Origin of the sequence: Marinobacterium iners DSM 11526 (assembly GCF_900107855.1) — a bacterium.
GTDB lineage: Bacteria > Pseudomonadota > Gammaproteobacteria > Pseudomonadales > Balneatricaceae > Marinobacterium > Marinobacterium iners.
In genome coordinates this window covers 34,655-57,480 of record NZ_FNRJ01000014.1, presented here as the reverse complement: position 1 = coordinate 57,480, position 22,826 = coordinate 34,655, and the positions used below count along the sequence as shown (strand labels likewise).

At 55.7% G+C, this 22,826-nt stretch carries 22 protein-coding genes; 20 read left to right on the top strand and 2 right to left on the bottom strand.

Annotated elements, in window-relative coordinates:
• Positions 1–17 precede the first annotated feature (17 nt).
• The 12 genes from murD (at position 18) to BLV48_RS13925 (ending at position 15,529) form a co-directional block, all read left to right on the top strand.
• On the top strand, positions 18–1,367 hold the full coding sequence (murD, locus tag BLV48_RS13980; protein WP_091827411.1) for a UDP-N-acetylmuramoyl-L-alanine--D-glutamate ligase: 1,350 nt from the start codon (positions 18–20) through the stop codon (positions 1,365–1,367).
• Positions 1,364–2,590 carry a putative lipid II flippase FtsW gene (ftsW, locus tag BLV48_RS13975; RefSeq protein WP_091827410.1) on the top strand — a complete coding sequence of 409 codons (1,227 nt, stop codon included), beginning with the start codon at positions 1,364–1,366 and terminating at the stop codon, positions 2,588–2,590. Before murD ends, ftsW begins: the two co-directional genes overlap by 4 nt.
• Complete coding sequence (gene murG, locus BLV48_RS13970) at positions 2,587–3,669, top strand: undecaprenyldiphospho-muramoylpentapeptide beta-N-acetylglucosaminyltransferase (protein ID WP_091827409.1); 1,083 nt, start codon at positions 2,587–2,589, stop codon at positions 3,667–3,669. Before ftsW ends, murG begins: the two co-directional genes overlap by 4 nt.
• 41 nt (positions 3,670–3,710) lie before the next feature.
• The gene (gene murC, locus BLV48_RS13965) at positions 3,711–5,120 is read left to right on the top strand and encodes a UDP-N-acetylmuramate--L-alanine ligase (RefSeq protein ID WP_217633026.1); all 1,410 of its coding nucleotides are present in this window, start codon (positions 3,711–3,713) and stop codon (positions 5,118–5,120) included.
• A complete protein-coding gene (locus BLV48_RS13960; RefSeq protein ID WP_091827407.1) occupies positions 5,117–6,070 on the top strand; it encodes a D-alanine--D-alanine ligase in 954 nt (317 codons plus the stop codon). Before murC ends, BLV48_RS13960 begins: the two co-directional genes overlap by 4 nt.
• 4 nt (positions 6,071–6,074) lie before the next feature.
• Positions 6,075–6,833, top strand: a complete 759-nt coding sequence (locus tag BLV48_RS13955; protein WP_091827406.1) for a cell division protein FtsQ/DivIB — start codon at positions 6,075–6,077, stop codon at positions 6,831–6,833.
• Positions 6,823–8,115: a cell division protein FtsA gene (ftsA, locus tag BLV48_RS13950; protein ID WP_242530140.1), complete on the top strand. Its 1,293-nt coding sequence runs from the start codon at positions 6,823–6,825 to the stop codon at positions 8,113–8,115. The genes BLV48_RS13955 and ftsA overlap by 11 nt, the downstream gene beginning before the upstream one ends.
• 71 nt (positions 8,116–8,186) lie before the next feature.
• Positions 8,187–9,368 (top strand): cell division protein FtsZ, encoded by a 1,182-nt coding sequence (gene ftsZ / locus BLV48_RS13945; protein WP_091827405.1) that lies wholly within the window; start codon positions 8,187–8,189, stop codon positions 9,366–9,368.
• Between the two features lie 95 nt (positions 9,369–9,463).
• Positions 9,464–10,378 carry a UDP-3-O-acyl-N-acetylglucosamine deacetylase gene (gene lpxC, locus BLV48_RS13940; protein WP_091827404.1) on the top strand — a complete coding sequence of 305 codons (915 nt, stop codon included), beginning with the start codon at positions 9,464–9,466 and terminating at the stop codon, positions 10,376–10,378.
• Between the two features lie 214 nt (positions 10,379–10,592).
• Positions 10,593–13,343: a preprotein translocase subunit SecA gene (gene secA / locus BLV48_RS13935; RefSeq protein ID WP_091827403.1), complete on the top strand. Its 2,751-nt coding sequence runs from the start codon at positions 10,593–10,595 to the stop codon at positions 13,341–13,343.
• A 20-nt stretch (positions 13,344–13,363) separates the two neighbouring features.
• Positions 13,364–14,581, top strand: coding sequence for a bifunctional glutamate N-acetyltransferase/amino-acid acetyltransferase ArgJ (gene argJ / locus BLV48_RS13930; RefSeq protein WP_091827402.1), 1,218 nt, complete (start codon positions 13,364–13,366; stop codon positions 14,579–14,581).
• 12 nt (positions 14,582–14,593) lie between these two features.
• Positions 14,594–15,529, top strand: coding sequence for a Nudix family hydrolase (locus tag BLV48_RS13925; protein WP_091827401.1), 936 nt, complete (start codon positions 14,594–14,596; stop codon positions 15,527–15,529).
• An 11-nt stretch (positions 15,530–15,540) separates the two neighbouring features.
• Here BLV48_RS13925 and BLV48_RS13920 read toward each other — a convergent pair whose 3' ends face one another.
• Positions 15,541–16,191 (bottom strand): 4'-phosphopantetheinyl transferase family protein, encoded by a 651-nt coding sequence (locus BLV48_RS13920; protein WP_091827400.1) that lies wholly within the window; start codon positions 16,189–16,191, stop codon positions 15,541–15,543.
• 43 nt (positions 16,192–16,234) lie between these two features.
• On the bottom strand, positions 16,235–16,675 hold the full coding sequence (locus BLV48_RS13915; protein ID WP_091827399.1) for an excinuclease ATPase subunit: 441 nt from the start codon (positions 16,673–16,675) through the stop codon (positions 16,235–16,237).
• A 195-nt stretch (positions 16,676–16,870) separates the two neighbouring features.
• Here BLV48_RS13915 and BLV48_RS13910 point away from each other — a divergent pair, with 195 nt between their 5' ends.
• Genes BLV48_RS13910 through BLV48_RS13875 form a run of 8 tightly spaced genes read left to right on the top strand, consistent with a single transcriptional unit; the run spans position 16,871 to position 22,817 of the window.
• Positions 16,871–17,590 (top strand): beta-ketoacyl synthase chain length factor, encoded by a 720-nt coding sequence (locus tag BLV48_RS13910; RefSeq protein ID WP_175527685.1) that lies wholly within the window; start codon positions 16,871–16,873, stop codon positions 17,588–17,590.
• Positions 17,583–18,401, top strand: coding sequence for a lysophospholipid acyltransferase family protein (locus BLV48_RS13905; RefSeq protein ID WP_254775049.1), 819 nt, complete (start codon positions 17,583–17,585; stop codon positions 18,399–18,401). The genes BLV48_RS13910 and BLV48_RS13905 overlap by 8 nt, the downstream gene beginning before the upstream one ends.
• Positions 18,352–18,615 carry a phosphopantetheine-binding protein gene (locus BLV48_RS13900; protein WP_091827397.1) on the top strand — a complete coding sequence of 88 codons (264 nt, stop codon included), beginning with the start codon at positions 18,352–18,354 and terminating at the stop codon, positions 18,613–18,615. The genes BLV48_RS13905 and BLV48_RS13900 overlap by 50 nt, the downstream gene beginning before the upstream one ends.
• 5 nt (positions 18,616–18,620) lie before the next feature.
• The gene (locus tag BLV48_RS13895; RefSeq protein ID WP_091827396.1) at positions 18,621–18,866 is read left to right on the top strand and encodes an acyl carrier protein; all 246 of its coding nucleotides are present in this window, start codon (positions 18,621–18,623) and stop codon (positions 18,864–18,866) included.
• Positions 18,867–18,871: 5 nt separating this feature from the next.
• Positions 18,872–19,411, top strand: a complete 540-nt coding sequence (locus tag BLV48_RS13890; RefSeq protein ID WP_091827454.1) for a COG4648 family protein — start codon at positions 18,872–18,874, stop codon at positions 19,409–19,411.
• On the top strand, positions 19,408–21,102 hold the full coding sequence (locus BLV48_RS13885) for an ApeI family dehydratase (protein WP_175527684.1): 1,695 nt from the start codon (positions 19,408–19,410) through the stop codon (positions 21,100–21,102). The genes BLV48_RS13890 and BLV48_RS13885 overlap by 4 nt, the downstream gene beginning before the upstream one ends.
• Complete coding sequence (locus tag BLV48_RS13880; protein ID WP_254775046.1) at positions 21,080–21,847, top strand: glycosyltransferase family 2 protein; 768 nt, start codon at positions 21,080–21,082, stop codon at positions 21,845–21,847. The genes BLV48_RS13885 and BLV48_RS13880 overlap by 23 nt, the downstream gene beginning before the upstream one ends.
• Positions 21,840–22,817 (top strand): LpxL/LpxP family acyltransferase, encoded by a 978-nt coding sequence (locus BLV48_RS13875; protein ID WP_091827393.1) that lies wholly within the window; start codon positions 21,840–21,842, stop codon positions 22,815–22,817. Before BLV48_RS13880 ends, BLV48_RS13875 begins: the two co-directional genes overlap by 8 nt.
• The last annotated feature ends 9 nt before the right edge of the window (positions 22,818–22,826 follow it).

Sequence of the window (22,826 nt, the reverse complement as noted above, 5' to 3'; positions counted from 1 at the left end):
TCGAGCAGGAGAGCAGGGTGAGTCTGATTACGACTGACAAGCAGCGCATCATCATCGGTCTGGGCCAGACCGGGCTGTCCTGTGCGCGCTACCTGCAACGGCGAGGGCTTCGTTTTGCGGTCTGCGACACCCGCGAGGCTCCGGCTGGGGTTGATGCCTTTCGTGCTGAGTTTCCGTCTGTAGAGCTTCGTCTTGGTGAGCTTGATGCCGACTGGCTTGGTCGGGCTGGCGAGCTGATCATCAGCCCGGGCGTGGACAAACGGCATCCGGTTATCGCTTCTGTCGTGGCGGCTGGTGTGCCGCTGCTGGGTGATATCGACCTGTTCTGCCGTGAAGCCAAGGCTCCCATCGTGGCCATTACCGGCTCCAATGCCAAAAGTACCGTGACCACACTGGTAGGTGAGATGGCTGCAGCAGCCGGTATCAAGGTGGGTGTGGGGGGGAATATCGGTACTCCGGCACTGGATTTGCTGCAGGACCCCGCTGAGCTGTATGTGCTTGAGCTGTCCAGTTTTCAGCTGGAAACCACGCATGAACTGCGCGCAGCCGCAGCGACCGTTCTGAATGTCAGCCCTGATCATCTCGATCGTTACAACGGCATGCAAGACTATACCCTGACCAAGCAGCGAATCTACCGTGGCGCCGCTGTCGTGGTTGCCAATCGTGAGGACCCGCTGACTCAGCCCCTGTTGGCCCAGGGGATGCAGTTGCGCAGCTTTGGTCTTAATCGACCGGATCTCAAGGATTATGGCTTGCTGGATCATGAGGGTGAAACCTGGCTCGCCTGTGGGCTTGAACCACTGTTGCCAGCTTCGGCATTGAAAATTCGCGGCAGCCACAATCTGGCCAATGGTCTGGCGGCGTTGGCCTTGGCGGATGCGGTCAATATTCCACGTGACGCGTCGCTCAGGGCACTGCAGGAGTTTGCGGGCCTTGCTCATCGTTGCCAGTGGGTCGCGGACGTTGCGGGTGTAAGCTATTACAACGACTCCAAGGGTACCAATGTCGGCGCTACGCTGGCGGCACTGGAGGGGTTGGGGGCTACGCTGGAAGGTGATGCTCGTCTGATTCTGATTGCAGGTGGTGTTGGCAAGGACCAGTCTTTTGTGTCACTGGCCGCACCGCTGCGTCGCTACAGTCGTGATCTGGTACTGATCGGTCGAGATGCCAGTCAGATCGCGGCAGAGGTTGAAGGGCCTCGGCATCATTTTGCCGGCAGCATGGCGGAAGCGGTGCAGTGTGCAGCGGAGCTTGCCCGTCCGGGTGATGTGGTACTGCTGTCGCCAGCCTGTGCCAGCTTCGACATGTTTTCGGGTTACAGCGAGCGTGGGCAGATGTTCATTCAGGCGGTGGAGGGGCTGTCATGAGACTGGCGCTGCCATCCATTCAGATCCCCGCCAGGCTGCAAGTGCCAGCAGGAGTGGCGCCGTTGGACCCCTTGCTGTTGGTAAGCACACTTGCCTTGATGCTGACCGGGCTGGTGATGATTACGTCCGCGTCCATGGATGTGGCGGCGCGCGATTTTGGTTCACCGGGTCATTTCATCCTGCGCCATGGCGGGTTTCTGCTGGTTGCATTGGTGAGTGGCACCCTGGCGCTGATGGTGCCGGTCAGAGCCTGGGAAAAATACAGTGGTGTGCTGCTGCTGATCGGTCTCGCGTTTCTAATACTGGTGTTGATTCCCGGTATTGGCCGTGAAGTGAATGGTTCGCGGCGCTGGATCGGCGTGGGGCCTATCAATATTCAGGCCTCCGAAATCGCCAAGGCGTGCATGGTGATTTTCATCAGCGGTTACCTTGTCAGGCGTTTGGCGGAAGTCCGCAGCGGCTGGTGGGGCGTGGTTAAGCCGGCCATTCCGATGGGTTTTTACGGTGTGGCCCTGCTTATGGAGCCAGACTACGGTGCACTGGTTGTACTCGTCGGCACCGTAGCCGGCATGGTGTTTCTGGGCGGCATGCGGTTCATGCAGCTGCTGGTGGTTGTAGTGTCAGCCGGCCTGCTGGTTGGATTGCTGGCCTTTGCTCAGCCCTACCGGCTTGAGCGCCTGAAAAGTTTTACCGACCCCTGGGCTGACCCTTATGGCAGCGGCTATCAGCTGTCGCAGGCGCAGATCGCCTTTGGACGGGGCGACTGGTTTGGTACCGGGTTGGGCAACAGTGTGCAGAAGCTGTTTTACCTGCCCGAGGCGCATACTGACTTTGTCTACTCGGTACTGGCGGAAGAGTTGGGGTTGCTGGGGGCACTGATTGTAGTGGCGCTTTATGTGTTGCTGGTGGCCAGGATTTTTATCATTGGTCGTCGTGCTGAAAAAATGCAGCAGTTCTTCAGGGCTTATATGGTGTATGGCTTCGGTTTCATCATTGCCGGTCAGGCGCTGATCAATATCGGCGTTAACGTGGGAGCCCTGCCCACCAAGGGGCTGACGCTTCCATTGCTCAGTTACGGTGGGTCCAGTTTGCTGGTTTGTGCCGGGATGATCGCGATCGTGCTGCGCGTTGATTACGAACTCAAGTGTCAGCAGCTGAAGAAGGTACCACGCGAATTGCCACTGGTACGGCGAATACTGAAACTGGAGGAGCGACCAGCATGAGTGACACCTCACGCAAGGTATTGATCATGGCAGGTGGTACCGGAGGTCACGTATTTCCGGCGCTGGCAACGGCCGATATTCTGCGTCAGCGAGGTGTTGTGGTCGAATGGCTGGGCAGTCAGGTTGGTATCGAGAACGAAATTGTGCCCAAGTCCGGCATCCCGCTGTACAGAATTTCAGTAACGGGGCTGCGTGGCAAGGGGCGGTTAAGCCTGCTTCTGGCACCCTTCCGTCTTGCCCGTGCGCTTGGGCAGGCGCTGGGCGTGTTACACCGCGCCAAGCCGGATGTCGTGCTGGGTATGGGCGGTTTTGCTTCAGGCCCGGGTGGTCTGGCGGCATGGCTGTTACGCGTTCCGGTTGTGGTGCATGAGCAGAATGCGATTCCGGGCATGACCAACCGCACACTGGCACGTTTGGCGAGCAAAGTATTGCAGGCCTTTCCGCAGGCCTTTGCCGGGCGCGGGGATGCTATCACCACCGGCAATCCGGTACGCGGACCAATTCTTGAGCTGGCGCCGCCGGTCGAACGCTTTGCCGGCCGTGAAGGTCCGTTGCGTCTGCTGGTAGTGGGAGGCAGTCTGGGCGCGCTGGCGATCAATGAGATGTTGCCCAGGGCATTGGCGCTGCTGCCACAGGAACAGCGCCCGGAAGTCTGGCATCAAACCGGCAAGCGTCACCTGGACTCAACCACGGCGGCTTATGCCGAAGCGGGCGTCACGGCCAGTGTCGTGCCGTTTATTGATCGTATGGACAAGGCTTACGGTTGGGCAGATCTAGTGCTGTGTCGCTCCGGCGCGCTCACGGTGAGTGAAATCGAAATTGCCGGTCTGGGTGCCATTTTTGTGCCTTTTCCCCATGCGGTGGATGACCACCAGACCGCCAATGCTCGGCATCTGGAACAGGCCGGTGCTGCGCGAGTGGTGCAGCAATCCGAGTTGAACCCGGAGCGGTTGGCCGCTCTGCTGAGCGAACTTGGCAGTCGAGAACAATTATTGCAGATGGCCGAGCGTGCGCGTGAGCAGGCCCGTCCCGAGGCGAGCACGACAGTGGCAGAAATCTGTCTGGAGGTTATGAAGTGACAGCGGTGAACCGCAGCGTAAAAGTCTACGAGGTGCCCGAGATGCGCCGTATTCGCCGCATCCATTTTGTCGGTATCGGTGGCGTTGGCATGTGTGGCATCGCCGAAGTCCTGCTGAACCAGGGTTACGAGATATCCGGCTCTGATATCCGCCCGTCCGCCACCACGGATCGGCTGAAATCGCTCGGTGCTCAGGTCTTTATCGGTCACGCCGAAGGTAATGTAGTGGGATCTCATGTCATCGTGACCTCAACTGCGGTGAACGAAACCAACCCGGAAGTGGCCGCTGCGCGCGAGCTGCGCATTCCGGTGGTGCGTCGAGCCGAAATGCTGGCCGAGCTGATGCGCTACCGCCACGGCATTGCGGTGGCAGGCACCCACGGCAAAACCACCACCACCAGCCTGATGGCTTCCATCATGGCGGAAGGCGGGCTTGATCCCACCTTTGTGATTGGTGGTCGACTCACCAGTGCCGGTACCAATGCGCAGCTTGGCGGCAGCCGATATCTGGTCGCCGAAGCGGATGAAAGTGATGCTTCCTTTCTTCACCTGCAGCCGATGGTCGCCATCGTAACCAACATTGATGCTGACCATATGGACACCTATGGCGGCGACTTCGGCAAGCTGAAGCAGACCTTTGTCAGCTTTTTGCACAACCTGCCGTTCTACGGTCTGGCCGTACTCTGTACCGACGATCCAGTGGTGCGTGAGATTCTGCCCGAGGTCAGCCGACCAACCCTGACCTATGGCTTCCATGAAAGCGCCGACTACCGTGCGCTGAATCTGCGACAGAACGGCATGCAAACCCGTTTCAGGGTTGAGCGTCCGGCGGGACAGAAGCCCCTTGAGGTGTGCCTGAACATGCCTGGGCGGCACAACGTACTGAATGCGCTGGCGTGCATTGCAGTTGCTTCTGACGAGCAGATCGATGATGCCGCCATCGTGCGGGCACTGGAAAAATTCGAAGGTGTTGGGCGCCGCTTTCAGGTATTGGGCGAGCTGCCACTGGCTAACGGCAGTGCCACGCTGGTGGACGACTATGGGCACCACCCGCGTGAAGTGCAGGCGGTTATTCGTGCGGTACGCGAAGGCTGGCCCGATCGGCGTCTGGTAATGATCTATCAGCCACACCGCTTTACCCGTACACGAGATCTGTACGAAGACTTTGTACAGGTGCTGTCGGAAGTGGACCTGCTGTTGCTGATGGAGGTCTACCCGGCCGGTGAAGAACCGATACCCGGTGCAGACTCGCGCAGTCTGTGCCGCAGTATTCGCCAGCGGGGCGTTGAACCGGTGTTTGTTGAGGGGCCCGATGATGTGGCAGAAGTGTTGCGCAATGTGCTGCAGCCCGGTGATCTGGTGTTGACGCAGGGGGCCGGTAACATCACCAGTCTGGCGCATCAGTTGAAACAGGAAAGTCTTACAGCGGTCGATGCGGAGAATAAAGCATGAATGAGTGGCGACTGGATGCATCGGAAGCGGCTGCCTTTGGCCGTGTGGCCGTCATCATGGGAGGGCGCTCCGCTGAGCGTGAAATCTCGCTGCGCAGCGGTGCCGAAGTACTGCGCGGGTTGCAGGCTGCAGGTGTGGATGCCTTTGCTGTCGACCTTGCGGCAGATGGGCGTGACCCCGTTGCACAGCTGCTGCAGGCCGATTTTGACCGTGCCTTCCTGATTCTGCATGGCCGTGGTGGCGAGGACGGCACCATTCAGGGACTGCTGGAAATGATGCACAAGCCCTACACCGGCAGCGGTGTCTGCGCATCGGCGTTGGGTATGGACAAATTGCGCTGCAAGCTGCTGTGGCAGGGCGCAGGGTTGCCGACACCGGCATTTGCCGTGCTGGACGAAGGTGCCGACCTTGGTGCTGTTGAAGCCCGTCTGGGGTATCCGATCATGGTCAAGCCTGCACATGAAGGCTCCAGCATCGGCATGAGCAAGGTGCGCACCCGTGCCGAACTGGAGGCCGCCTTTGCTCAGGCAACCGCCTATGACAGCAGTGTGATTGCCGAGCAGTGGGTGGATGGGCCGGAATTTACAGTGGCGGTGCTGGGGCATGAAACCTTGCCGGTGATTCGGCTGGAAACACCGCATGATTTCTATGACTTCACGGCCAAGTATGAAGCGGCAGATACCGCTTACCACTTCAGAACCGCACTTTCGCCGGAGCAGACCGAGTCTTTGCAGCAGTTGGTGCAGCAGGCATTCAAGATTGCCGGTTGCCATGGTTGGGGCCGTGTGGATGTGATGATGGACGCCAATGGGCAGTTCCAGTTGCTGGAGGTGAATACAGCTCCTGGCATGACAGACCACAGTCTGGTGCCCATGGCCGCCCGTGAGGCGGGTATCAGCTTCAGTCAGCTGGTGGTTGAAATCCTGCGTACGACAGGGGAGCGGGAGTAAGCTCATGAGCAGGAGCAGTGTCGAACAACACACACAACAGGGGCTGGATCGCTACTGGCGCAGTGTTGTGTTGCTGACGCTGCTGGTGGTGTTTGTCGGCATTGGCAGCTCGGCGCTGCGTGAGCTCTGGGGCTGGCTGAATCAGCCGGTAGCTGAGATCCGTATGGCGGGGGCGACACGCCATCTGGACAAAACCGCGCTTGCACAGACACTGGCCGGAGGCCTCACCAGTCCGCTGCTGCAGCTGGATCTGAAGCAGATTCAGGAGCAGTTGATCGGTGATCCCTGGGTGCACAGCGCCAGTGTCAGACGGCAGTGGCCGCCTTCGCTGGAGGTACAACTGGAAGAGGAGGTGCCGGTTGCCCGCTGGGGTGACAAGGGGCTTCTGAACCACCAGGGCGATATTTTCTGGCCCGAGCTGAAACCGGAATACCGTGCGCTGCCACGTTTGAGTGGGCCAGCCCATGAAACGGTCAGGATCATGCAGCAATTTCATGACCTGAACCGGATGTTTTCCAGTGAAGGGCTGCGACTTACGGGCCTGACACTGGAAACGCGTGGTGCCTGGACACTGGAGCTGGATAACGGTATTCGCGTTATTGCCGGCCGTGAGCAACTGCTACCGCGGCTGAAACGTTTTTTAAGCATCTATCGCCAGAATCTGGCCGAAAAGGCGGGGCAGATAGAGCAGATCGATATTCGATATACCAATGGCGTGGCCGTTAGCTGGCGCGCAGGAGCAGGACAGGATAATGCAGGTTAAGGGCGATATGGCAGGTAACATGATCGTCGCACTCGATATCGGCACCTCGAAGGTGGTGTGTCTGGTGGGCGAAATGACCCCACAGGGCACAATCGAGATCGTTGGCGTCGGTTCCCAGCCTTCACGCGGGTTGAAGCGTGGTGTAGTGGTCAATATTGAATCAACTGTCAGCTCGATCCAGCGTGCCGTGGAAGAGGCTGAACTGATGGCCGGCTGCAAGGTCCACGGGGTCACGGTGGGAATCGCCGGCAGTCACATCAGCAGCCTGAACTCCCATGGCATCGTGGCCGTGCGTGATCGCGAAGTGTCAGACTATGATCTTGAACGCGTGATTGATGCAGCGCGTGCCGTGGCCATCCCAGCGGATCAGAAAATCATCCATATCCTGCCGCAGGAGTATCTGATCGATAATCAGGAAGGGATCAAAGAGCCACTGGGAATGTCGGGCGTGCGGCTGGAGGCCAAGGTGCACCTCGTTACGGGGGCGATCAACGCGATTCAGAATATTGAAAAATGCATCCGCCGCTGCGGCCTTGAGGTGGACGCCGTCGTGCTGGAGCAGCTGGCATCCAGCTATGCGGTCTTGACCGATGACGAGAAGGATCTGGGCGTCTGTATCGTCGATATCGGTGGTGGCACTACCGACATCGCTGTCTTTACTGGCGGCTCGATTCGCCATACGGCGGTTATTCCGATTGCCGGTGATCAGGTAACCAACGATATCGCCATGGCGCTGCGCACGCCGACTCAGCATGCGGAGCAGATCAAGATCAAATACGCCTGTGCACTGGCTCAGCTTGCCCATGCGGACGAAATGATCAAGGTGCCCAGTGTGGGTGACCGCCCCGCACGGGATCTGTCCCGCCAGGCGCTGGCTGAAGTGGTTGAGCCGCGGTACGAAGAGTTGTTCACATTGATTCAGGCCGAACTGCGTCGCAGTGGCTTTGAGGATCTGGTGGCAGCCGGCATCGTGCTGACCGGTGGCACCGCCAAGATGGAAGGTGCCGTGGAGCTGGCGGAAGAAATTTTCCACATGCCGGTACGGTTGGCCAGACCGCAAGGCATTCGGGGGCTGGAGGCTCAGCTTAGCAACCCGATCTATGCCACCAGCATTGGCTTGCTGCACTACGCCAAACAGGATCATGAGGTGCCGATGGCACCCATCGCCGCAGAGACTGGCACTGAGCTGGTTGCGGTACCGCAGGAACGTCCGCGCATGCCCAGACCTAATCCGGGTGTGTATCTGAAACGGTTCAAGGAATGGTTGCAGGGCAACTTCTAAGAGCGAAATTCATTAATGCAGTTGCCGGTAGTGCCGGAAGGTAGTGGCAGGCGCCCGGTAAGGAGGAAAACATGTTTGAACTGGTTGAAAGTGTTACGCAGAGTGCGCTGATTAAGGTTATCGGTGTCGGTGGCGGTGGTGGCAACGCCGTACAGTATATGGTCAACAAAGAGGTTGAAGGTGTCGAGTTCATCTGTGCCAATACCGATGCTCAGGCACTGAGCCGTAATGCTGCCCGTACGGCGCTGCATATCGGCGGTGAGCTGACCAAAGGGCTGGGTGCAGGCGCCAACCCGGATATTGGCCGCCAGGCGGCGATCGAGGATCGCGAGAGGATCGCTGAAACACTGGCCGGGGCTGATATGGTATTCATTACTGCCGGCATGGGCGGAGGGACCGGAACCGGTGCCGCACCCATTGTGGCCGAGGTCGCCCGCGAACTGGGTATTCTGACCGTGGCAGTGGTCACCCGACCGTTCCCGTTCGAGGGCCGCAAGCGGATGAAAATTGCGGAAGAGGGCATCAGTGAGCTGCGTGATGCGGTCGACTCCCTGATTATTATTCCGAATGAGAAGCTGATGCAGGTGCTGGGTAAAAACTGCAGTCTGGTCAATGCGTTCAGTGCAGCCAACGATGTGCTTAAGGGCGCCGTACAGGGGATTGCCGACCTGATTACCCGTCCGGGCATGATTAACGTCGACTTTGCCGACGTGCGAACCGTTATGTCTGAAATGGGCATGGCGATGATGGGCAGTGCGGTTGCGCGTGGTGACAATCGTGCCGAAGAGGCCGCCGAAGCCGCCATTCGCAGCCCGCTGCTGGAAGATATCGACCTGCGTGGTGCCAGTGGTATTCTGGTCAACATCGCGGCAGGCGAAGATCTGAGTCTGGGTGAATTTACCGAGGTGGGTAACATCGTCGAGCAGTACGCCGATGAAGATGCCACCATTGTGGTCGGTACCGTTATTGATCCGTCTCTGGGCGATGAAATCAAGGTAACTGTCGTTGCCACAGGACTTGATCGTGCGCGCAATCAGTCGATGAAAGTGGTTCAGGGCAATGCGCCGACCAGTCGCAAACAGGATGGATCGCTCAATCTGGATGAAATCGAGCTGCCGACCATCCTGCGTCGTCAGCGCGAGGAAGCGCTGCTGGACAAGCCTCAGCAGGATTCCGGCGTTGACCAGAGCGGGCGTCGGGATGACTACGGAAGTCTGGATATCCCGACATTTCTGCGGCGTCAGGCTGATTAGAAAACAGGCAGGTGAGAACCTTTAGATTGATGAAGGTGTCACTTGTTTGTTAGAATTTCCTGATATTTTTGTAACATTTTAGGTTGGCGAAGCGGATGATCAAACAGCGCACTCTCAAGAACAGCATCAAGGCCACCGGCATCGGTCTGCATACCGGCCAGAAGGTGTACCTGACGCTGAAGCCGGCGCCGGTCAATACTGGCATCGTGTTTCGACGAGTTGACCTGGATCCTGTTTTCGAGATCGAGGCTCGTGCTGATAACGTAGCCGATACGACGCTTTCGACCAACCTGGCGCGTGATGGCATCCGTGTTGCGACGGTCGAGCATCTTCTGTCGGCATTGGCAGGGCTTGGTATTGACAACGCCCTTGTAGAACTGAGTGCTGAAGAAGTTCCCATCATGGATGGCAGTGCAGCTCCCTTCGTATTCCTGGTTCAGTCTGCCGGCATCGAAGAGCAAAATGCCCCGAAGCAGTTCATTCGCATCAAGAAGGAAGTAACCGTCAGCAACGAAGGCAAAACCGCAACCTTCCGTCCTTTTGATGGCTTCAAGGTGGGCTTCTGCATTGAATTCGATCACCCGGCTTTTGCCAACCGAAACATGGAAGCAGTACTGGACTTCTCCAGCACCTCCTTCGTGAAGGAAGTCAGCCGGGCGCGCACCTTTGGTTTTATGCGCGATATCGAATATCTGCGCTCGCAGAACCTGGTACTCGGTGGAAGCTTCGAGAATGCCATCGTGGTTGATGACTTCAAAATCCTGAATGAAGACGGTCTGCGCTACGAAGACGAGTTCGTCAAACACAAGGTGCTGGATGCAATCGGTGATCTCTACCTGTTGGGCAAAAGCCTGATTGGCGAGTTCTACGGGTACAAGTCCGGTCATTACCTGAACAACATGTTGCTGCGTGAACTGCTGGCAACCGAAGATGCCTGGGAGCTGGTTACTTTTGAAGGCCAGGAACAGGCTGCCCCTATTTCCTATCATCGTCCGGTTGCAGCGGGTTGATCGCTCGCTACCGCTGACCAGCAAAGCCGGCCCAGTGCCGGTTTTGTCGTTTTCAGGGCCGGTTTTTGTTGTTCCGGCACCAAGTCAAATTTGTATCGCATTGACATTCAACTATCTGCCCCAATACAGGTACAATGTCGTATCCATTTTTTCAGGCAAAGGATCTCCGGGCTTACTCCCGCCTCTTTGCATTCAACCGGTTAAAAGTCGAATTATGCTGACCTCACTGTTCAAGAAGATTCTGGGAAGTAAAAACGAGCGCGAACTGAAGCGCCTTGGCAAGATCGTCAAGCAGATCAACACGCTGGAGGAGGCCTTTGAGGCGCTCTCCGATGACGAGTTGAAAGGCAAGACAGTTGAGTTCAGGAAGCGTCTGGAACAGGCGGAGCCGCTGGACAAGGTCCTGCCCGAAGCCTTTGCCGCTGTGCGGGAAGCCTCCAAGCGTGTGATGGGCATGAGGCACTTTGATGTCCAGCTGATCGGTGGTCTGGCACTGCATGAAGGCAAAGTGGCCGAGATGAAGACCGGTGAGGGCAAGACGCTGGTCGCCACCCTGGCCGTTTACCTTAACGCCTTACCTCAGCGTGGCGTGCATGTTGTCACCGTGAACGACTACCTGGCCCAGCGTGATGCCGACTGGATGCGCCCGCTGTACGAATCCCTTGGTCTGAGCGTTGGTGTCGTGCGCTCCGGGCAAGACCCGGAATCCAAGCGTGCAGCCTATGCCTGTGACATCACTTACGGTACCAACAACGAATTCGGCTTTGACTACCTGCGCGACAATATGGCGTTCAGTCTTGCTGACAAGGTGCAGCGTGACTTCTGCTTCGCGGTTGTCGATGAAGTTGACTCCATCCTGATCGATGAGGCGCGTACCCCTCTGATCATTTCAGGGCCGGCGGAAGACAGCTCAGCCACCTATCAGAAGATCAATCAGCTGATCCCCAATCTGCAGCAGTTCCATGGTGAGCTGGATCCGAAAGATACTGAACAGGTTGTCGATGAGCATTTTGCGGTTGATGAGAAAAACCGCACGGTCGAGCTGACCGAAGCCGGCCATCAGCTGGTGGAAGATCTTCTGATCGAACACGGCATGCTTAACGAAGGTGAAAGCCTGTATGCGCCGCAAAACCTGAACCTGTTGCACCATGTGCTGGCCGCACTGCGAGCCCACTATCTGTTTCAGCGTGACAAGGACTACATTATTCAGAACGGCCAGATCGTCATCGTTGACGAGCATACCGGCCGTATCATGCCTGGGCGTCGCTGGTCTGAAGGGTTGCATCAGGCTGTTGAAGCGAAAGAAGGCGTTCAGATCCAGATGGAAAGCCAGACACTGGCTTCAACCACCTTCCAGAACTACTTCCGTCTGTATGAAAAGCTGTCTGGCATGACCGGTACGGCCGATACTGAAGCGTTCGAACTGCGTCAGATCTACGGCCTTGATGTGGTGGTTATTCCCACCAACCGTCCGGTGCAGCGTAAGGACTACAATGACATCGTGTTCCTCACCATCGAGGAGAAATATCAGGCGATCGTCAAGGAAATTCGCCATTGCCGCGAACATAACCGGCCTGTATTGGTGGGCACGGCTTCGGTTGAGTCATCGGAACTGCTGTCGGCACTGCTGAAGAAAGAAGACATTCCGCATAACGTTCTCAACGCCAAGAATCATGGGCGTGAGGCTGAAATCATTGCTGAAGCAGGCCGTCCTGGCGCAATCACCATCGCTACCAACATGGCGGGTCGTGGTACGGATATCAAGCTTGGCGGCAAACTGGAAGCTGAGCTGGAAGCAATGTCGGCTGACAGTAGTCAGGCTGAAGTTGATGAAGCCATGCGCGAATGGCGTGAACGCCACGATATTGTGATCGAAGCGGGTGGTTTGCACATTATTGGTACCGAGCGCCATGAATCCCGTCGTATCGACAACCAGTTGCGCGGTCGTGCCGGCCGTCAGGGCGACCCTGGGTCATCCCGCTTCTTCCTGTCGATGGAAGATGACCTGATGCGTATCTTCGCCTCCGAGCGTGTGCGCCAGTTCATGCAGGCACTGGGCATGGAAAAGGGTGAAGCGATTGAGCACAAGATGGTGACCAACGCCATCGAAAAGGCACAGCGCAAGGTAGAAGGTCGCAACTTTGATATCCGCAAGTCGCTGCTTGAATATGACGATGTCGCCAACGATCAGCGCAGCGTGATCTATGACCAGCGTAACGAAGTGATGGCATCGGATGATATTTCCGAAACCATCGCCTCAGTGCGTGATGAAGTGATTGAAAACACCATCAGCGAACATGTCCCGCCGCAGAGTCTTGAAGAGATGTGGGATGTACCGGCGCTGGAAAAAGCGCTGGAAACTGAATTTGCTCTTCAGATGCCGATACAGCAGTGGCTGGATGAAGATGATTCGCTGCATGAGGAAACCCTGCGCGAGAAAATCAATCACGAAATCGTATCGGCCTATAAGGCGAAGGAAGAGGTTGTTGGCGCCCCAACACTGCGCATGTTCGAGAAACAGGTGATGCTGCAGGTCCTCGACACGCTTTGGAAAGAGCATTTGCAGACTATGGACCTGTTGCGTCAGGGTATCCATCTGCGTGGTTATGCGCAGAAAAACCCCAAGCAGGAATACAAGCGCGAAGCCTTTGCTCTGTTCCAGGACCTGCTGGATAACATCAAACGCGATGTGATCCGCATTCTGAGTCATGTGAAGGTGCGTGAGCAGGAAGAAGTGGAACGTATGGAAGCCGAGCGCCGCGCCCAGGCCGAACGTCAGCAGATGAACTTTGAACACGCTCAGGGCAGTGCCATGGCGGAAGAAGAGACCCAAGAGCAACCTGAGGCTGATCCGGCCGATAACGCCGAGCCCTATGTGCGTCAGGCACCCAAGGTAGGTCGTAACGATCCCTGTCCGTGCGGATCAGGCAAAAAATACAAACAGTGTCACGGTAAAATCAGTTAATTACTAAGGAAAACAGCATCATGGCAGTTGGTCCGGCTACTTTGCCACCGTTACATCCGGTTAAGGGATTTCGTCTGGGTATCGCATCCGCAGGGATCAAGAAACCGGGCCGACGCGATATTGTACTGATGGAGCTGGCCGAAGGCAGCTCGCTGGCGGGCGTGTTTACACTGAATGCCTTTTGCGCTGCGCCGGTGCGCATCTGCAAGCAGCACCTGGGCCAGGCAGGTTCACGCTATATGCTGATTAATACCGGTAACGCTAACGCGGGCACTGGGGAGCAGGGCATGCGTGATGCGATGAGCTGTTGTGAAGCCGTTGCAGGCTTGTGTGATGTGCCGGTAGAAGCAGTTCTGCCGTTTTCCACCGGTGTGATTGGTGAACCGCTGCCGGTAGCGAAGATTCTGTCGGCGCTGGACGCGGCCAAAGCCGACCTGTCGGAAAACAACTGGGAGCAGGCCGCTTCGGGTATCATGACCACCGATACCCGCCCCAAGGCAGCCAGCGAACAGTTTGAATACAAGGGTAAGACGGTAACCCTGACCGGCATCTCCAAAGGCGCCGGCATGATCATGCCCAATATGGCCACCATGCTGGGCTATGTCGCTACCGATGCCGAGATCCCGCAGCCGCTGCTGCAGCAGTGGTTGAGCAGTGTGGCGGACCGCTCTTTCAACCGCATCACTATTGATGGTGACACTTCAACCAATGACTCTTGCATGCTGGCGGCTACAGGTGCCAGCGGCGTGCTGATTGACGGCTCGGACTACGAGCTGGCCAGCCTGTTTACCGAAGCACTGGAACGCGTCATGTTGTCACTGTCACACGCCATTGTGCGAGATGGTGAGGGCGCGACCAAGTTTGTTGAGGTGCGTGTTGAGTCAGCGGGTACCAGCAAGGAAGCGCTGGATGTTGCCTATACCATTGCTCACTCACCTTTGGTCAAGACGGCGCTCTTTGCCAGCGACCCGAACTGGGGCCGTATTTTGGCCTGTGTGGGCCGTGCCGGGATCGACAATCTGGATCTGGACGCTTTGCAGATCTACCTCAACGATGTCTGCATTGTTGAGAAGGGCGGCCGTGCGGCCAGCTACACCGAAGAAGCCGGTCAGGCGGTCATGAACGGAGAAGAAATTTTGATCCATGTGGTCCTCAACCGCGGCCAAGTCACCGAACGGGTCTGGACCACAGACCTGTCCCATGACTACGTCAGCATCAATGCGGATTACCGCAGCTGATCTGTATCCGATATGCCTAAACTGATCCACGTTGCTGCGGCGGTCATTCGTGACCGCCGCGGTCACATCCTCATCGCCCGTCGACCCGATGACAAGCATCAGGGCGGTCTGTGGGAGTTTCCCGGTGGCAAGGTAGAGCCTGGCGAACCCGTTGCTCAGGCGCTCTCCCGTGAACTGCTTGAAGAGTTGGGAATTCAGGTTTTACAGGCACACCCTCTGATTCGTATTCCGCATCACTATCCTGATAAGTCGGTGCTGCTGGATGTATGGGAGGTGACTGTGTTTGAGGGTGAAGCGCATGGGGCCGAAGGTCAGCCGGTTTGTTGGGTTGCGCCCGAAGCACTGGATGACTATGCCTTTCCCGCGGCCAACACGCCCATCATTACAGCCGCACGCCTGTCGCCACGGCTGCTGATCACCGGTGACGTTGACGACATCGATGCCTGTACAGGGAAACTTCAACACGCGCTGGAGCAGGGTATTACTCAGGTCATGCTGCGTGCCAAGTCGCTCAGCGAGACCGCTTTTGCGGACCGGTATCAACAGCTGCAACCGTTGTGTGACGAATTCAATGCTCTGATGGGGGTGAATACCTCCGTTGAACAGGCCAATGCATTGTGTGCTGAGCACCTGCATCTAACGTCGGCGCGTTTGCAGGCGCTGGGCAATCGGGCTCAGTTCAAGGGGCGCTGGCTCAGTGCCTCCTGTCACAACGCGGAGCAGATCCGCATGGCGCAGGAGAAGGGTATCGACTTCATCACCCTGTCACCGGTCAAACCCACCCGCTCACACCCGGGTTCACCGGTGTTGGGTTGGGAAGGTTTTGCCGAACTGGTCGCCGAATGCAGGCTGCCGGTCTATGCGCTGGGCGGGCTTGGTGAAGATGATCTAATTCAGGTCAGAGAGCAGGGTGCTCAGGGTATCGCGGCGATCTCGGCTTGGTGGTAAAGCCGTATCGTTTAATGTGTTACTGAGCGTTCTTGAAACGAATCCAGATCAATAAAATGCTTAATTTTCACTGCTGTGTGTAGATGTTTTTTGTGCACAATCGCGGCTAGGTAGCCCTCCAGTTCAAACTCAGACAGCTGCCATTCCAACTGTCCGCTTTTTAATTGTAAATACGATAGCTTTTTTAAGATTGCTTCTGATTGCTCAAATTTCGGCAAGGCCTTGTATAAAGCTTCCTTGGCACACCAAACGCGATAGAAATATAACTGCCGTTGGTGCTCAGAGGTGGGCAATCGCTTTAGTTCGCTGCTGTTCATGAACAGCTCTGCCATCGCTTGCAGGTTTTGCCTTGGCTGTACTCTTTCTATATCAACACCAACTTTAAGTGGGCTTAGAGTAAAACAAACCAGATCATGGCTGTGGCTCAGGCTAATATAAGCAGGGGATGGCAGATTATGAATAATGGGAGCTGCATTGGTAACCTCTTCAATTATCCAGCTCTCGGCTGGACGTTGGTAATATCGAGATAAAGCCAGGCATATCAAGAGCCTGCTGTAGAGGTATTCCCGCTGTCGTTTATTCGAGTTAATGCGCAGGTAATGCTGTTGTTGCATCGGCGGGAGCAGATGTAACATCTCCTCAGATGTCAGTGGAGAGTGCATCCGGACTCTGGTGTACCAGAGCCGGATACATGTGTTTGGCTGCTCAGCGGGCAAGCTTGACCACTTCACCGGTCAGTGCAACACCGGCCATGATCGCCCCAGCATGACACTCGTACTCTTTATTACTGCTGACCTTGTTTTTCTTGTAATAGCTGGCAATGTTTATGACAGCATTACCGCCTTCTTTTATTGCGCGCTCCTGCAGGGTAAGGAGGGCAGACAGCATTACCCAGCGACAGGCTTCTTCATCGCTTTTGTTGAAAGCGTTGGTTTTTTTGTTGGTCGAGAAATTCCCAAAAGATCGTGATACTTTAGGATGACTCTGGTTACCAAAATAGAAACGGATATTCGGATCCAGCTTCTCTTTGAAATCCGGTGACTGAAATGCTTCCTCAATGGACAGCATATGCTTGGTGTCACGACTAAAGGCTTGAGGTGATGCCAGAATAAGAAAGACCGAGAGGCACGCAGCAATTTTTTTCACGCTTAACTCCTTGTGTTATCAGAATCCCGAGTGCCGCGGATTATAGGCATAGTAACCTCATTGTTCAAACGACTTGCTCTTTGCATCGACCTGTTGTGCAGGTAGAATCCGCTTGTCCCTCAACAGGGACAATGTTTCAAGACTGGGATGGCTGGCCTGCTTGGTTTTGAGTGTACTGCAGGCAGGAGTAGGACATTGCTGAGTTTCAAGTTGCAAGCATGGAATGCATTGGCACCCGGACTGGAAGATTCCTCTGACTGGAGTCGCTGGCTGGAGCAGCCAGTTTCTCTCCCTGCCGAGCTGCATAAGGTAGCTCTGAAACAGATTCCTCCCATGTTGAGGAGACGCTTTACCGAGCTGGGTCGTTGTGCTGCTGGTGCGGCCTTGCCCCTGCTCGAAGATGTTGATGGTGTTCCTGGCGTCTTTGCATCAAGACATGGTGATACACCGCTGACTTTATCCCTGCTGGAAGGCATTGCCGGTGATGAACCAATGTCGCCAACAGGGTTTAGCTTGGCGGTTCACAATGCCGTGAGTGGGCTGCTCTCAATCGCCCGTAAGGACGTCAGTGAAGTGACGGCGATAGCATCGGTCGAAAATTTGATCCCTCATGCATTGTTGGAGGCTGTGACTCAGCTGCAGAATAGTGAGAGCGTACTGTGCCTCATTTACGATGTTCCCCTGCCTGAGCTTTACCAGCCCTATGCTTCATGCGAGCCTTTCCCCTTTGCCCTTGCGATGCTGCTCAGTCGCAGTAAGGGTGTCAAAATGTCGCTTGAGCAACACTCGCCTCAGGCTATTGAGGCCGACTCCAGTGATTTGCTGCGCACGATGCGGTGCATAGCCGGGCTTGATCGCGACGTGCACTTTCCAGTGTGCGCAGAAATGGGCTGGAAGCTGAGCCGTGATGAATAACATGCAGGCGCGTATTAATCATGTCTGGCGTTGGTGTGGCACCGCATTCAGTTTTCTGGTGTTTGGTGTGGGGGGCATATTGCTGCCGCTTATTATCATGCCGGTACTTTATGTGCTTCCCGGTAGTGCCGAGCAGCGTGAGCAAAGAGGGCAACAGGTAATCCATCATGCCTTCCGCTTTTATATTGGCCTGATGAAGTTTTTGGGTGTGCTCAGCTATGAAGTGGACGGTCTCGACAAGCTGCGCAACGCTCGACTGATTCTTGCCAATCATCCGTCATTGATTGACGTAATCTTCCTTATCGCCCTGGTGCCCAATGCTAGCTGTGTGGTGAAAGGTAAATTGACCCGCAATCCATTCACCCGCGGGCCGGTTAAAACTGCCGGTTACATTATCAATGAAGAAAGTGACAAGGTTATAGCGGCTGCCAGTGCTGCCTTTGCCAAAGGACGTGCCCTGATTATTTTTCCGGAGGGTACACGTACCACGCCGGGAAAACCTCTGCAGCTTAAACGGGGTGCCGCCAATGTGGCCGTTCGTACCGCTGTGGATATTACACCGGTTTTGATTTCCTGCTGCCCGACCACTTTGACTAAGGAAGACCGCTGGTATCAGGTACCTGCGTCGAAAGTGCATATGCGTATACAGGTTAATGAGGCTATTCCAATAGAGCCATACCTGCAGGATAGTGTCCCTTCTGTAGCGGCAAGACAACTGACGGCGGATCTTGCCGATTATTTTGATAAGGAGTTAAGAGTCCATGAGCAGTCTGCACCTGGAAGTAAAGCAGATGATTATCGATGCGCTTGATCTTGAAGATCTTGATGTAACAGAGATCGACGATAGTGAGCCCCTGTTTGTTGATGGGTTGGGTCTGGACTCGATCGATGCATTGGAAATCGGACTGGCATTGCAAAAACGGTATGGCATTAAGCTGAAAGCAGACTCTGAAGAGACTCGCCAGCATTTTGCCAGTGTGAATGCGCTGGTTGCCTTGATTCAATCTCAAGCTGAACGTAAGTGAGTGCTATGTCAGGTCAGGACAAAACCTATCAAAAAATCGCACAGGTTCTTGAAGAACTGTTTGAAATCGACCCGGATTCGATTCATCCCGATGCAAACCTCTATCAGGACCTCGACATTGACAGCATTGATGCAGTCGACCTGGTTGTTGAGCTGAAGAAAATGACCGGTAAGAAAATCAAGCCGGAAGATTTCAAATCAGTGCGCACCGTGCAAGATGTCGTCACCGAAGTTGAAAAACTGCTCGATTGATCCTGATGCTGATTCGCGCCCTGGTTACATTACTGACCCTGAGCTACCCGTTTTTGGTGTACTGGGGACTGCAGCGTTTTGATGCGCTTGCCTTACTGCCTGTTCTGATGGCGGTATTGATTCTCCGTTGGCTCGGAGGAGAGCATGCGCGTGATCGTTTTGTGATTGCTGCCAGTGCGCTGGGTGTGTTGGCCGTCACGCTGCTGTGGGATCCCCACCAGGGGCTCAAGCTTTATCCGGTACTGGTTAACTTGGGCCTGTTGGTCGTGTTTGGCAGTAGCCTCTTTGCGTCTCAGACAGTTATTGAGCGGCTTGCCCGTATAAAAGAGCCAACCCTTCCGCCAGAGGGAGTGCGCTACACACGCAAGGTGACGCAGGCTTGGTGTCTGTTTTTTATGTTCAACGCAGCGGTATCGACCGCTACCATGTTATGGGCTTCAGAAGAGGTTTGGGTGCTATACAACGGCCTGATAGCCTATCTCCTGATTGGGGTTATGCTGGCAGTGGAATGGCTTGTCAGACAGCGTGTCAGGAGGCGAGCATGAGCAGCCTGGTACCCCTGTCGGACTGGTTGAACCAGGCTCCCAATGCAGCTGTGGCTCATGACGAAACAGGGCTCGTTTCACGATCGGACATCAGCAAAAGAGTTGCCTACTGGTGCCAACGATTGCCGGCCGAATCTGGACAGCGTTGGGCTGTTTATCATCAGGATACGGTTGAGTTTTTGGCTCTGTCGCTGGCACTGTGGCAGCTGGGCTGTACCGTATGCATTCCCGGTGACAATCTGCCTGCTACCAATGAACGTTTACAGCGCAGAGTATCGGGTTTTGCAGGCCAGTACCCCGCGTCCTTGCTGTCTTACAATGACTCTCCCTCGCAAGCATCAAGCACACAGATCTGGCGCCCGTTGCCAGCCGTTTTTCCGGCACTGGAGATATTTACCTCCGGCTCGACGGGAGAGCCCAAGCCCATTCTTAAAACCTTTGCTCAGATTGAAAGTGAGTTGGGGGCATTGGAGCGGTTATGGCCGGAAGAGAAGCAGGCCGTGATCGTGACCACGGTGACGCACCAGCATCTGTATGGACTGACCTTCCGCCTGTTTTGGCCGCTCTGCAGAGGGCAGATTTTTGAACGCAACAGTTGTCAGTTCGTTGAAGACATTGTCAGCAGAGCACAACAGCATGCACAGTTTGTTCTGGTGTCTACACCCTCTCACTTAAGCCGACTGAATCCGGGGCTTGATTGGGTGAGTCTGCGTTCACGCTGTGAATGTGTTTTGTCATCGGCGGCACCCTTACAGCGTGCAGATAGCCTGCAGGTATCAGCGTTGCTGCAGGCCCCGGTACGTGAAATCTATGGCAGCTCGGAAACAGGCGCGGTGGCCTGGCGTGTTCAGAGCCCCCAGGTTGAGGCCCGTTGGCAGTCGTTGCCTGGGGTGCGTTGTACGCTGACGGCTGACTCGACCCTGCAGGTGGACGCTCCCCAAGTGCAGCATGGCCGTCAGGTCCTGTATGACCGGGTTGAGCTTGCACCGGATGGCAGTTTTGTTCTGTTGGGTCGCACCGATCGCATTGCCAAAATAGAAGGCAAACGAATCTCTCTACTGGAAGTGGAGCAGGTGGCGGAGCAACAGGGGATGATTAAAACCGCCAAGGCACTTGTTTTGAGTGGTCGCCGCACAGAAGTGGCTCTGGTTGCGGAGTTGACTCCTGAGGGGGAGCAGTGTCTTCAGGCAAGCAGTAAAAAAGCGCTGGTGCGCCAGTTGCGTCAGGCATTCAGCCAGCATTTTGAGCCGGTAGCACTGCCACGGAGGTGGCGGTTTGTTAAACAGATGCCGTACAACCCGCAGGGGAAAATTACAGTGGATTCCTTGAAGGCGATGTTCCAGCAGGATGAGGTCAAGTGGCCGCACTTGGTGAATCAGACCGTTACGGCTCACACGGCTGAGCTCGAATTGAAAATTCCGTCTCAGCTAATCTATTTCGACGGTCATTTTGCGGGAACCCCTATTCTCCCGGGTATTGCCCAAGTGCACTGGGCTGCGCATTATGGCCGTGAGTTGCTGGGGGTTAAGGGTGTTTTCTGTGGCCTTGAGGCTGCGAAGTTTCAGCAGGTTATTTTCCCCGAAGCGGAGATAACATTGTTGCTTGAGTACTCGAAAGAGAAGCAAAAGCTCACATTCAAGTATGTTTCGGGGAAAGGAGGTCATTCCAGTGGACGGATCTGTTTCAACTGAGCCTCTGTTCAGGGCGGCCATCGTCATTCCGGTCTATAACCATGAAGAAGCTATAGGGCCTACACTGGCCAGTGTGCTTGAATATGGCTATCCAGTACTGTTGGTCGATGATGGCAGTGGCCCGGCCTGCCGTGATGTGCTTATCAATCTGGACCGGCAATATGATGAGCGGGTGCAGTTGATCAGGTTGGCACAAAACGGCGGCAAGGGTGCGGCCGTAAAAGCAGGCCTGCGGCATCTGTTTGCGCTGGGCTATACCCATGCCGTTCAGATCGATGCAGATGGCCAGCATGATCTAACCGATCTGCCCACTTTCATGGCCACCGGTAAGCGTCAACCTGAAGCGCTGGTTACCGGCTATCCCCGTTATGACGCGTCTGTACCTGCGCTGCGATATTATGCCCGTTACCTGACTCACGTTTGGGTTTGGATCAATACACTGTCGCTGCGTATCAAAGACACCATGTGTGGCTTCAGAGTGTATCCCCTGGCAAAAGTGGTTGAGCTGCTGGATCAGGAATCCTGCGGCAATCGCATGGATTTTGATCCAGAAGTCATCGTACGCTGGGCGTGGCGTGGCTGGCCGGTGGAAAATCTGCCTACACAGGTGCATTACCCGATTGATGGGGTATCGCATTTCAATGCGGTCAAAGACAACGTTTTGATCTCGTTAATGCATGCTCGGCTGTTCTTCGGCATGCTGGTGCGCTTGCCGAAAATCCTGAGTAATCGTCGTCATGTCTGAGCCTCGCAAACACTGGGCCGGTGTTGGCGAAGCCGGTACCTTGCTGGGCATGAAGAGCCTGTTGCTGGCCTATCGGTTGTTTGGCCGTACCGGGTTCAGGATCTTCCTGCTGCCGGTGATGGCCTATTTCTATTTGACACGCACTGAGTCACGTCGTGCTTCCAAGGCCTATCTGCGCCGAATGCTCGGTCAACTGCCGCCCGAACAGCATACCGGGCTGACCCCGTTTCGCCACTTCTGGTGTTTCGGTGAAATTCTGCTCGATAAGCTGTTGGTCTGGATGGGGCATATTCGTCACGAAGATGTGGTGTTTGCAACCCCAGACGCATTTGCTGAGATCGACAGGAGCCGCAGCGGCGGCATTATCATTGTCTCTCATCTGGGCAATACGGAGGTGTGCAGCGCCCTGGCACATCAACTGCCGGATATCGCCGTGACCATGCTGGTTCATACCCGGCATGCAGAGAAATTCAATCGGCTCATGAAGCAGGCGAATGCTACTGCTGCCATAAACCTGATGCAGGTAACCGACATGTCTCCGGCGACGGCGATGTTACTGTCGGAAAGAGTCGCTGCGGGGGAGTACATTGTGATAGCGGGCGACCGTACTCCGGTGCATGGAGGCGGGCGAACATCAAAGGTCAACTTTCTTGGTGATGAAGCCGAGTTTCCGCAGGGGGCCTTTATCCTGGCCAGCCTGCTGCGCTGCCCGGTATATCTGATGTTTTGCCTGAAGGAGTCGAGCCGTTACCACCTCTACCTCGAGCGGTTCAGTGACCAGTTGTCGTGGCCGCGCAAAAAACGCAATGAAGGCCTGCAACAGGCCGCTCAGGATTATGCAGACCGGCTGGCTGAATATTGCCGTCGGACACCCCTGCAATGGTTTAATTTTTTTCCCTTCTGGTTGGCGGATCAGGACGAGAACCCCTCACCAGAGTCTGAGTGCTCTCGGTCAAACAAGCACTCATGAAGAGGAATG